The following is a 12,045-nucleotide window of genomic DNA, read 5'->3' on the forward strand; positions in this document are numbered from 1 at the left end:
GGCATCCCCGGCGGCCTTACCTGTCTTGCCTACGCATGTCCCAGGGCATGAAGCACCCGCTCCCGCACCGCCGGACAGCCCCGGGCCAAAACCCGGATCAAGGCACCGTCACCCGGGCCGGGTAACCCTTTCCGGCGCAGGCCGGGGCCGTCAGGCCACACACACCCAGGAGGAGTCCGCTCATGGCGGCACGCAGAAACCAGGCACCCGGCAAGCCCGTCACCGGCGTCGTCCTGCTCGCCGGAGCCGCCGTCGCAGGCTTCGGCATCTATTCCGGCTACCCGGGGCTCGCAGCATTCTGGGCGGCGCTCATCGTGAACGCGTGGATGTACCCGCCGGCCATGTTCACCGGCAAGAAGGATGTCCGCGGCTACCCGACCCCGGGCTCCCCCGGCGAGACCGCCTCCATGAACAAGTACCGGTTCTGGGAAGACCTGAAGTTCAAGCTCGTCATGCCAAGCCTGGACTGGCTGCCGGGCAAGAAGCCGCTGCTCTCCTTCATCGCTGCCGTGTGGGCCGGCGCTGCCGCCTACTTCCTTCCCGTCGCCAACCCGTACACCGGGGACTGGGGCCAGTGGGTGAACGCTGCAGCCGCTTTCATCACGGTCGCCCAGCTGAGCGCATCCCGGCGCCGGACCATGGTCGCCGACGATGAGAACCCCGGTGCGCGCATCGACTCGCTCATCGCACTGGCCACGACGAAGACGGCACTGACCGCAGGCCTGGGCATCGGGGGCCTCGCCCTTGGCGCCACCGTCGGAACCATCCTCAGCGTTTTCGTTCCTGTGCTCACCGCGGCCGCCGGCCTGCCCAGTGTTCCGGAGCCGGCCATCTGGCTGCTGTCCCTGACAGGCGGGCCCCTGTCACTGCTCTCCAAGCCGTGGATCACGCTCGCCCTGGAACACTGGCGCGTCGTCGTGGAAGCACGCGATGAATGGCGCCCGCGCTGGATGATGCTGAAGCAGGATCCGGAACCGCGCCTCATCGACCGCCGCGAAGTCGGCCCCGCCATCATCGACACCTTCGATGCCCCGGCATCGGTGGGAGCCATGGCGTACCTGGCCATGGAACCGAAGATCTCCCCGACCGTGGGAACCGGATCCCGGATGGCGATCATCTCCGTCCCGAATCTGGACTCCAACGGCCAGCCCATGCCGGGCACCACCCACCCGCTGCGCTTCGACATCGTCCGCTGGCCCTCGGACCAGCTGCCGGACATCACCGACCCGGAGACCCCGAAGGAGGTCGTCTACGAGCTCGCCCGCAGCGCCATCGTCTGGATGGCCGACAAGCAGGGCTTCGCGCGTCCGCTCCTGGATGACGTCCACCTCCTGACCGTTCCGCCGGCACCGGCAGCACCCGCCGCCGAGCCGGACACCGAGGAAGATCCGGACTCCCAGCCTGAAGCCGCAGCGCCCCCGGCACCTGCAGGACGCAACGCGTGGGCGGTGACCTGGCTGCTGCCCAGCGGCCCGCCGGCGAACTACATCCGCGCGCAGGGCCTCCCCGACTTCGCTGCAGCGTTCAATGCCCCGGTCCTGGTCGACCACCGTGCCATGAACAGCCTCGGTGTCCTGTACGCGGGCGCCCTCTACGACGAGAGCACCCGCTGGGATCCGCAGTCCGGCCTCGACAAGTCCTCCATGGAGAAGCTCCGCGAGGAAGACGAATGGGACAACCGGTGGATCGAAGTCATGAAGCAGGGTTCCAACCCACCCGTCATGCAGTACGAGACCAAGTCCAAAGCCCAGCTCTCCACCGGCCAGACGATCCACCACATGGCGTTCGTGACCCGCCAGGGCATGCCGCCTTCGGAGTTCCGTGCCTTCGAACCGAAGCTGGCCACCGTCCTGCAGGCCGCCCCGTTCGTCGCCATGACCGGCTTCCCGGGCGCCCGGAAGGGTGAACGCCACGCCCAGGCCTTCTCCATCTACTGGTCGCACGAAACCCTGCCGAGCCGCCCCGATGACCTCAAGCCGGCCTCCGGTGTCCGCCGCGGCCGCAGCAGCGACGCCCCGAAGTGGGTTCTCGCCGGACGCGTCAACGAAGCGTTCAAGGTTGCCCGCCTGGCCGACCGGCCCGAAGTCGACAGCGTCACCTGCCTGACGAAGCCGGAATCGTACAAGCACATCTGGAAGATCGACCTCTCCCTCCACGGCGGTGTCACCCTCGCCGAGCTGCGCGCCCAGGCGAACAAGATCCGCCAGCACTGGGGTTCGCAGTGGCTGCGCATCGCCGTCAGCAAGGACGGGTCCGTCTCGATCGTTGCCGGCGCACGTCCGGGCGGCGACGGGATCATCTTCGCCACCAATCACTGGGAAGACATGGCCGCCAAGCTCGACTGGGACCAGAACTTCCTCGACTCCGGTGTCTCCGGCATCGGCGGCCTGCTGCCCGTCTACCAGAAGAAGGAGCTCCTGCCGAAGAACCCTGCCGTCTCCTCCATCGAGTTCGACCTCACCGGCACCGGCCTGGACTTCACCAACTTCACCGCAGCGCGCCCCAAGCTGGAGTCCACCTCCGGGAACGCGTACGTGGAGCCCCGCCGCATCAAGGACAAGCCCAACGCGGTGCGCCTGATGGTCTGCGAAGTGAACCCGATGCCGGAGAAGGCCGACTACGACTGGGCACACATCGAGGCCTCCAAGTTCATCCCCTTCGCCACCGGCATCGAAGGCGAACCCGTGGAGTACAACTTCAAGGTCGACCCGCACCTGCTGATCGCCGGTGCCTCCGGCGGCGGCAAGTCCGTGCTCCTGCAGTCACTGGCTTACGGGGCCCTGGTGCGCGGCTACGAACTGTACGTGGCCGACCCGACCAAGGGCGGTGCCGACTTCAAGTTCGCCGAGCCGTACGCCAAGGCGTTCACGGACAGCCCTTTCACGGCCGCGGCCATGATGAAGGGCATCTACGCCGAGGTCCTGCGCCGGAAGAACCTGAACAAGACACACGCCGTCGGCAACTACCGCGACCTGCCCGAAGACATCCGCCCGAAGCACATCTGCATCCTCCTGGACGAGTTCACCTCCCTGATGGGCCAGGACCCCGTCCCGGTCCCCAGCGATGACCCGGAGATGGATGCCGAGCGCGAGATGGTTCTGGCCACCAACCGCGCCAAGACCGAAGTCGGTGTCTACGCGGGCAAGATCGCACGTGAAGCCCGCTCTGCCGGCGTCACCCTGTTCCTGGCGACGCAGAAGCTTTCAGCGAAGATGCTCGACACCATTCCCGGTGCCGGCGACCTGAAGGTCAACCTGTCCCGGCTCCTGCTCGGCAAGGCCACGTACGGCGACAAGCAGTCCGCGCTGCGCGCCCCGCAGGACGCACCGGATCTCGGGGATGCCATCCCGCCGGGCCGCGGACTGTTCGAGACGACTGCAGGGCCTGCCATGGCCATCCAGGCCTGGTACAACCCGGCCGAGCAGAAGATCCTCGCCCAGAAGGTCGCCGAGCTCATCGAGCCGCTCACCGAAGCCGAGATGCTCAACCTGGAACCGTTCATGCCCAAGATGCCCGAACCCTTCGGGGAAATCCTTCCCGCGGCACCGGAGACCGGCGGGATCGTGGACCTGGGCGAAATCGAGATCGAACTCGATGACCTGGACTGGGACGACATGGACCTCGTTGACGAGGACGGGGACGCTGACGGGACAGAAACGACGGCCGAACCGGACACCGTGCCGGCACCGGAGGCACCCCCCATCCCGGACGTCGTCGAGGACGAGGCCGCGGCCATGTTCCTGGACATCGACGGGGCACTGGCACCCATGGTCCACGAACCCGGCATGGCCCGTATCGACGTCCCCTACCGCGGCGCCATCGCCTACCACCCGGAAGTCCTGGCCCGCGCAGCCCTCATCCCTGCACGCCAGGTGTGGCTGAGCTCCTGGGTCTCCGACGCCCCGAAGCATCTCGGCCACCTGCTCCCGCGCGCCGTGGAAGCCATGGAGTCGGGTTCGGATGACACCGGCTGGTGGAAGATCGACGCCGCCCTGGCCTGGCTGGCCGCGAATCCGCTCGTCCGCCGGGTCGTATGGCTGGACGACGAACTCTCCGAAGAGGACTTCGTGCTCGGCGTCTCCTACCGGGACATTGCTGCCGATGCCTTCCGGGCCGCCGGAGTGAAGGCCATGTTCACCGTCCCGGACCCGGACACCGGCCTCACCGTGGACATGCTCGAGGAAGCCGCCGCGTTCCTCGCCGCAGAAGAGAGCCCCCTCCTGGAGCTTGAAGCACCGGCACCGGCCCCCGGGCCAGTCGATGAAGATCCCGCCGGCGATGACGACTGGGACTTCGACGCCGACAAGGCAGGCAAGCCCGAAACCGGCGATGCCGCTCCGGAACCGGCAGAGATCAACGCCGTGGCGGACTGGGACCCCCGGGAACCGGAACCCGCGCCGGCACCGGCCGACGAGGAAGAAGACGACCCGTTCGCCCTCCCCTCCAGGCCTGTCGTCCGGACCTACCGCGCCGACGACGATGACCCGTTCGCTGATCCGCGGCCGCGGCGCAGGACACCTGACCCGGACGAAGACTCCTTCGCCTGATCCCCTCAGCCGGCGGCCCGGCGGCCGCCGGCCGGAGAACCCCCCCCACCTTTGAAAGGACCACTCCCATGATGGGATCCCACCACGCAGCGTGCGGTGCAGCTGCCTGGGTCGCACTCACCACGCAGATCCACGTCGACATCTCCCTGCTGACCGAGAAGCTTGGCCTGGGCCAGCACGGGTTCGACATCGGTATGGGCCTGCTTGAGGTAAGCCCCGTCGGAGTCATCACCGGAGCCCTGGTCACCGCCGGCGCCGCCCTCATGCCGGACGCCGACCACCACAACGCCACCATCGCCCATTCGCTGCCGCCGCTCTCCAACGCCATGTGCGCTGCCATCGGAAAGGTCTCCGGCGGCCACCGCCACGGAACCCACTCGATCATCGGGATCATCGCGTTCGTCGCCGTCGCCTGGGTTGCCGGGCTCTGGACCATCGACACCGAATGGTTCGGCACCATCTACCCCGGTGCAGGCCTGCTCTCGGTCCTGCTCGTGAGTTTCGCAGCCAAGGCGCTGAAGATCATCCCGGACCGGATGCGCAAATCCCCGTGGGCGGTCGGGCTGACCGTCGGCCTGTTCATCGCACTGTTCGCGCCGGAGGAGCAGTTCTGGTTCCCGCTGGCGATGGGCGTCGGCGTCATCGTCCACATCCTGGGCGACATGATGACCACCGGCGGCTGCAACCTGGCGTGGCCGTTCACGATCAAACCCCCGAAGGCCCTGCAGAACGTGCCCGTGCTGAAGGACTGCTGGAAGAAGAACGGCTACCTTGCCTTCCCCGTCCTGGGCAATGCCGGCTCGGCACGGGAATGGCTGCTGCTGATTCCCATCGGCCTCTATGCAGTCATCGGCGTCGGGGCGACCATGGTCGGTATGGGACAGGACGGGCTGAGCAGCATCGTGGCCCTGTCCGGTCTCGGCTAGCGGAGAAAGACCCGCCCCTTGCCGCACACATAGGGGGTATGGAGAACACCAGCATGCCCGACTTTGACGAAGCCTTTGAGACGACCCACGGCCCCTCCCTGACCCGGGAGCTGCTCGCACTGCCCAAGCCTGCCGCGGCAGACCTCATTGCCCTGGCAGGACCGGCCGACGCCATCCGCGAGTCCTACCCCGAATACTGGGAGGGAGGATCGGCACCCCTGCCCCGCGCGGTCGCCGTTGCCGACATGGAAGCAGCCCTCGCCGACCTTCCGGCCGGACGCCGGGAGCACCTGGGAACCCTCATCCGGTTCGCCGTCCACACGGAAATGAAGCACTGGGATAACACCGGGTACGTCCTGAACCCCGAGCACAGCTATGAGCTGCTGGTCGAACCTTCCGACTCCTCCACCGAAGAATCCTTCCTGGAAGAGGGCCACGAGAAGAACCAGACCCTTTGGGCTGACCTGGCCAACACGGCTGCCTTCCATGCCGCGATTGAAAACGCTGCCTTCCGCCGGGCTGCCTAAGGATGGGTGCACAGCACGCGCGGGACACGACCGTGCTCGTCGACATGGACGAAGTGATCGCCTACTACCTTGAAGGCCTCGACAGGGCACTGGTCGCCGCCGACCCGGACTACCCCTTGGTGCCCCATGAGGAACGCACCGGATACGCGCACCTCGGCGGCCCCGGCTTCAACCCGGAGTCCCTCGCGGCCGGTATGAACACTCCCGGACTTTTCAGGAACCTCCGCCCGGTCGAAGGTGCCGTCGAAGTGCTCCGCGAGATGGCCGGCGAAGGACTGAACGTCCTCGTCGTCACCACCCCCACCTACGGCAACCCGACCTGCGTGCAGGACAAGTACGAATGGATGGACCGGCACGTGGGCCCCGAATGGGTGAACCGCACGATCATCGCCTACGACAAAACAGTCGTCTCCGGTGCCGTCCTCATCGACGACAAACCCAGCATCACCGGGTCCATGGAGCCCTCCTGGAAGCACCTGCTCTTCACCCGTCCGTACAACAGGTACGTCGAATCCGTGCCCAGGATCGAGAAATGGGAGGACTGGAAGCAGACCGTGCTGCCGCTCATTGAGCCCTCCTACGCCTGAAAGCACTCCCTCCGCCAGGGCTGTACCCGTCCAACCGGGTGCGGCCCTTCGTGCGTTCGGGCCCGTTTTCGTCGCCTCAGGCACCGAAACAGCCCAAAAACGGGTTCCGGACGCGTATCAGCCAACCTTCTGGCAACCGAAAACACCCCTCCTGCCAACCGGCACTAGGGGGAGGTACCCCCGTTTTGCCCCGGAATCCCGCGGATTTTTCGATCTCTGCCAACTAAACCAACTCTGCCAACCGGTTAAGTACGCACTTAGAAGGAAGAGGGGTATATATATACCGCGAGGAGAAGGAGGGGCTTATATATATGGCCCCCTTATATATATAACTCTCTTAACAGGTTGGTTAAGTTGGTTGTATATAGGGGACCCCCTATTTTGCCCCTAGATTCCGCGGATTTTCTCTGCCAACCGAGTTCCCGGTTTTAGTTGGCAGACGGTTGGATCCGGTTGGCAGCGGGTTGGCAGGCAGTTGGCGGACCTTCGGGCTGCCAAAACCGCCGCCCCTGACGGTGAACCTGCGGAGCCGCACACAGAAGGGGTATGAATACACTCCACAACCGGCGCCCCGAGGGCACCCCAGAAGGCGGGCAGTTCGCCCCGTCCAACCACCCTGAAGCTACCGGCGTCGCCCTGGCGAATCCGGCCGACCGCCCCATCACCATCGCGCCCGGCGAAGACGAGATCTACCCGGAGCTGGCCGACGGCGAAGTCATCGAACGGCTAACCGTCAGCCGGGACGAGGATGACCCGGACAAGTACCTCGTGTGCCCGTCCCGGGCCGTGAACTTCCACGCCCTCGTCGAGCACTACCAGCCAGACCTGACCGAAGACCAGCGCGAAGAGTGGCTGACCCGCTATCAGCCGGCCATCACCGACTTCATGGCAACCCGCTACGGCGTGGACCTATCCGGAGACCGGTGGGACTCCATCGACGCTGAATGCACCCTCGCCATCAACGACCCGAACCCCACCGAAGACAAGATCTCCGACGCGGCATGGAACCAAACCCGGATCGTCAATCTGGCCAACGAGGAGGATCCCGGAACGTTCGGCTCCGAGAACCTGTCCCGGCTCCTTTACGAGCACGTCGAAGCGACCGCCTGCGTCGAGAGCTTCCACGCCAGCAAGCCCGAGTCCGAGCGCATGGGCACCGAAGAGGTCGACCGCATCATCGAGGCACGCCTGGGTCAGCGCGAACTGCCCGACGCTGCAGCACTGCGCATCGCCTACGACATGGGCATGAGCGGCCCCTACCCTGTCCTGGCCAAGTTCGCCCGCACGGGACTGGGCAGCAAGGACGAGATCCGGGGCGACCTGCGCAAGATCTACGAACGTGACCAGTACAGCCCCAAGGCCTCCCGGCGCGTGGACATGATGTTCACGTACCTAGAGCACGGCGGGGACAACAAGTGATGTTCCGGCCGCGGGTAAAGCCCGGAGTGCCGGAAGGCGGACGCTTCACTGCCAAGGAGCAGCAGGAGGCCCCTGTTTCGCTCTCAGAGGTGAGGCGTCACGACAACGCCCTGCTGAAGAACATGACCGGCGGAACGATGGACCCGGAACGGCGCAGGCACCTGGCGCGGAACGCCGTCCGGGAAGCCATCGAGGACGGGACTGCAGCAAGGCTGGTGGGAGTCAACCGGATCGACGAGGTTGCTGCCCTCCGTGAAGCGGCCGGAAGCGACTGGAAGATCGACCAGGCCGTGGACCGGCTCACCGAGACGGTGCGGTCTGGCCAGGGACGGGTTCCGGCCAACGCGATCGGACTGCATCTGTGCAAGCAACTTCTGCTGGCTGAAAGAGGCCAGCAGCGCATGGCGTCATGATGAAAGGCCCGCCGCACTCCCGCGGCGGGCCTTTTCCGTGCCCGGGGCGGTGAGAGCCGGCAGCCTGTCCGCACACATAGATCCCATGAGCGTCCAGATAATGACCACGGAAGACACCCGCACGAACGAGCAGGCTGACCTGGCCCGGAAGCTGGGGATCGAAACGTGCTCCGCCACCTACATCGCCCGGACCCTGGACCTGGCATCCGAGGATGAGTTTGCCGCCCAGGCAGAAGTCCTCGCGGCAGCGTACGGGCTCGGCGCCGGAGACATCGAACAGATCAGCACGGTCTTCGGGCAGCGGAGCACAGCAGCAGCAGCAGCAGCAGCAGCAGCAGCAGCAGCCTGATCCGGTTGGCCATGACGGCGCCGCAGACCCATGGGGACCTGCGGCGCTTTTCTTTTGCCGGATTCACCGGCCGGCTAGTGCGCTCCCCTGCCGGTTGCTGTCTCAGCCGCACACAGATGGGCATGACACTTCCTCGCAACCCAAAACGCCAGCCCCAGGGTGTTCCCTCCGGCGGGCAGTTCGCCCCCGACACGAAAAGCGAAGCCAGCGGCGTCTCCCTTGCCGGCCGCCATTCACGGATACTGGTCGGCGATGCCACGATCGCGCTCAAGGAGCGCCGGCAGCAGTCCTGGCCCGCTATGCAGGAAAAGCTTCATGAGGAAGAAGAAGCCTGGGCTGCATCGAACGCTGCGCTGGCAGCCCAGGACCTCTTCCCCGGCGCTGACTCCCTCGAATACAACGTCGACAGCGACGGCACTATCACGGAGCTGGAGATCCTGAACGGTAAAAACCTGGTCGGCTCTGTCTGGCTTGACGAGGCAGGCCGGTACCGGGGATCCAGCGACTGGGTAGAGGGCCGCGTGCTCAGACACCTGAACCGCCGAAGCCTCGACAGCCTCACGGACCAGGGTGCGTCCGTTGAAGACAACCCCTACCTCACTGGCGGGATAAAGACTGTCCGGCTCCCTTTTGAGGGCGTCCTCGGCAACGCGTATGCACGGCATACCGGCGGTACCACGGGCTCTGCCCCTTCAGCTGCCGCTGCCAGGGATGCGCTCTCTTCACGCCAGGTCGACTCGTGGAACAACGCGATTGAGCGCCACGAACGGGATGAGAGGGCCTGGGCGGCCTCCAGGGCTGCAGTCAATGCCCGGCACGTCTTCCCCGACGCTGACCTGGATGAGCTCGACTGCTATGTCGATTCGTCCGGGAAGATCACCGGAGTGGAGGTCCTGAGCCGGGGCATACCTTTCACCTCCCTTCATCTGGAGGAAGACGGAACGGTCAACGCATCCCGGGAGAACGGCAAGCTCCACGGATCCGTCCTCGGACCGGTCGTTTCTGCGGGTGTGGAGCAGCTGGTCGAGCAGGGTGCGACCGTTCGGGAAGTTCCCGGCGGGGACGAGGCGGACGCCGGCCGCGGGCAGATCGTGAACATCCGCTTCGACGACGTCATCATGGAAGCCGCCTCAAGGGTCCCTGACCGGGAATAGGACCAGATGAAAGAGGGGATGCAGCGCCATGCTGCATCCCCTCTGGTGTTTCTCTGGCCTATGCGATCCGCGGGAGGTTTCCCAGTTCGCTGACCTGGAGGGATTCCAGATCCAGGACTGCGAAGTTCCCTCCCCTGCCGTCCATGTCCAGGACGTGCACGGTTGTCCGGCTGCCGGGGATGACCTGGGTGGTCCGCTGGTGCCAGTGACCTGAGAAGACCAGGGAAGGGTCTGTGCTGCGCACCGCGTCACGGAGCAGGATCCTTCCGGCGTGGGATTCGCGTTCCAGTGCCTCCGGGAGGCGGAACATTTTCCGCAGGTCAATGCCGGCTGGGACGTCGTGGGTGAGGAGTACATCAACGGGTCCGGATCCGAGCGTGTCGATGTCGTCCCGGGTGAGGACCTCTTCAGGCCACCAGTTCAGACCCTGGGTCAGGTACTGCTTGTTGATCGAGAAGGCACCGCCCAGGCCTGCGAACCGCACTCCCCCAATGCTGAACCGGTGCCCGCGGGGAATGTACTTGAGCCGGTCGCTGATGATCCCGAACCCGTCTTCATCCCGGGGCAGGGCACGCAGGGCAGGGTGGTTGTCGTGGTTGCCGTCGACGAACAGCATGTCCATCCCGTACTGCTCCAGCAGCTTGCAGAGGGTCACCGTGAACGCGTCGTAGTCCCTGGCGCCGGGGATGAGTTCTGCTTCAGCCGGCGAAAGCGGCCCGTCAACGGATTCGGGCCACAGGACCCGCAGGTCTCCGACATGAAGGATCTTCCGGTGTCCGGCTCCGCGGATCCGCTGCAGGGCACGCTGCATCCACCGGACGTTTCCGTGCCAGTCCCCTGCGAGGACGATGTGATTCGTTTCGTCATTCATGATGGCTATGTGTGCGGCGCAGGCCAGGAACCGCCCCGGCGTCCTGTGAGGCGTTTTAAGGGCCTCAAACACCTGCCGGCGGACGGGAACCCCAAATCGTCCCTAAGCGCCCACTCAAGGCACTCTCAGGGGCCGTGGGCATGGATCGGGATGGTCACCACCGCTGGTTAGTAGGCACCAGAAGCCGCATATGGCCGCCTGAGGGCCTGGAAGAGCCGTGAGGGCCCAGAGACTCATGCACAAGGCGGAGAGGCTCCCAAACGAGCACACAGCAACTAACAGAGTCTGTTACTCACAGACTTACGGACTCACAGACTTCCAGACTCTGTCACTTCGCGCCTGACCACTCCCCCGCCCCATGCCTGGGACCTGGGCTGCGATGCCGACCAACAGACTCCCGGACTAACAGACTTCCAAAGTCCCAAGCTCACAGAGTGCCGGACTCGCAGACTCACAGAGTCCCGGAGTTCCAAACTCACAGAGTCCGGTCCGGCAAATCACAGACTTACAGAGTGCCGGAGTGACAGATATGAGCCATAGGCCGAACTACCAGGCTCACAGACTCACAGACTCACAGGGTTCCGTGACGCTGGGAGGAGCCAACTCCCGGACTTCCTGAATAACAGACTTCCGAACTAACAGACTCTGGCGTTTCGATCGAGCCGACACCAGGCAAGGCGAACTGACAGACTCTGTTAGTTGAGGGCAATGGAACACCTGCTCAGGGACTTACAGACTCTGTAACTCGCAGACTTCCGACCAGGTAACCGGGCAGGCATAGAACTAACAGACTCTGGGAGAGCCGCAGTCTGTTACTAACAGAGTTCCAAACTCACAGGCATTCACATCTCTTCACGGAATCGGGAAATAACAGAGTCTGTGAGTAACAGAGTCCGGTCTCATACAGTCACTGACTTTGTTAGTTGGCCAGGGAGATCGGCAGGGCCCCATCCCCCTTGAAATCACAGAGTCTGTTACTTGCTTAGTTGACAATGCCAGACAGCGAGCACCGGTTCTCCCAGGAGTCAAGGCAACCATGACAAGGGCAACTCACAGAGTCTGTTACTTGGCGACCGCAGCTCTCCACAGGGAATGACGTCCTTGGTCATGGCTTGCCAGGAAGGGCTGCGAGGTGGATCCCCCAGACTTACAGACTCTGTGAGTGTTCAGTGATCGTGGTCGAATGCGCTGCAGCGAAGCGATACCGCAAAGAAGTCACAGAGTCTGTCAGTTGCAGAGTTGCGGTGCCGCG

Annotated in this window: 9 protein-coding genes; 8 read left to right on the top strand and 1 reads right to left on the bottom strand. The window is 64.8% G+C overall.

Annotated elements, in window-relative coordinates:
* The first annotated feature begins 182 nt into the window (after positions 1-182).
* The 8 genes from NF551_RS18895 (at position 183) to NF551_RS18930 (ending at position 9,922) form a co-directional block, all read left to right on the top strand.
* A complete protein-coding gene (locus NF551_RS18895) occupies positions 183-4,547 on the top strand; it encodes an FtsK/SpoIIIE domain-containing protein (RefSeq protein ID WP_227897318.1) in 4,365 nt (1,454 codons plus the stop codon).
* Between the two features lie 68 nt (positions 4,548-4,615).
* Positions 4,616-5,473: a metal-dependent hydrolase gene (locus NF551_RS18900; protein ID WP_227897317.1), complete on the top strand. Its 858-nt coding sequence runs from the start codon at positions 4,616-4,618 to the stop codon at positions 5,471-5,473.
* Positions 5,474-5,511: 38 nt separating this feature from the next.
* Positions 5,512-6,000: a hypothetical protein gene (locus tag NF551_RS18905; RefSeq protein ID WP_227897316.1), complete on the top strand. Its 489-nt coding sequence runs from the start codon at positions 5,512-5,514 to the stop codon at positions 5,998-6,000.
* A gap of 2 nt (positions 6,001-6,002) precedes the next feature.
* Entirely contained in the window at positions 6,003-6,587 is a 585-nt protein-coding gene (locus tag NF551_RS18910) for a 5' nucleotidase, NT5C type (protein WP_227897315.1), read from the top strand.
* 546 nt (positions 6,588-7,133) lie between these two features.
* On the top strand, positions 7,134-8,006 hold the full coding sequence (locus tag NF551_RS18915; protein ID WP_227897314.1) for a hypothetical protein: 873 nt from the start codon (positions 7,134-7,136) through the stop codon (positions 8,004-8,006).
* Positions 8,003-8,419, top strand: coding sequence for a hypothetical protein (locus NF551_RS18920; protein ID WP_227897313.1), 417 nt, complete (start codon positions 8,003-8,005; stop codon positions 8,417-8,419). Before NF551_RS18915 ends, NF551_RS18920 begins: the two co-directional genes overlap by 4 nt.
* 85 nt (positions 8,420-8,504) lie before the next feature.
* On the top strand, positions 8,505-8,768 hold the full coding sequence (locus NF551_RS18925; protein WP_227897312.1) for a hypothetical protein: 264 nt from the start codon (positions 8,505-8,507) through the stop codon (positions 8,766-8,768).
* A 122-nt stretch (positions 8,769-8,890) separates the two neighbouring features.
* Positions 8,891-9,922, top strand: coding sequence for a hypothetical protein (locus NF551_RS18930; RefSeq protein WP_227897311.1), 1,032 nt, complete (start codon positions 8,891-8,893; stop codon positions 9,920-9,922).
* A 58-nt stretch (positions 9,923-9,980) separates the two neighbouring features.
* Here the strand turns inward: NF551_RS18930 and NF551_RS18935 are convergent, their stop codons facing one another.
* Entirely contained in the window at positions 9,981-10,793 is an 813-nt protein-coding gene (locus tag NF551_RS18935) for a metallophosphoesterase family protein (RefSeq protein ID WP_227897310.1), read from the bottom strand.
* Positions 10,794-12,045 lie beyond the last annotated feature (1,252 nt).

The organism is Arthrobacter caoxuetaonis (assembly GCF_023921125.1).
Lineage (GTDB): Bacteria > Actinomycetota > Actinomycetes > Actinomycetales > Micrococcaceae > Arthrobacter_B > Arthrobacter_B caoxuetaonis.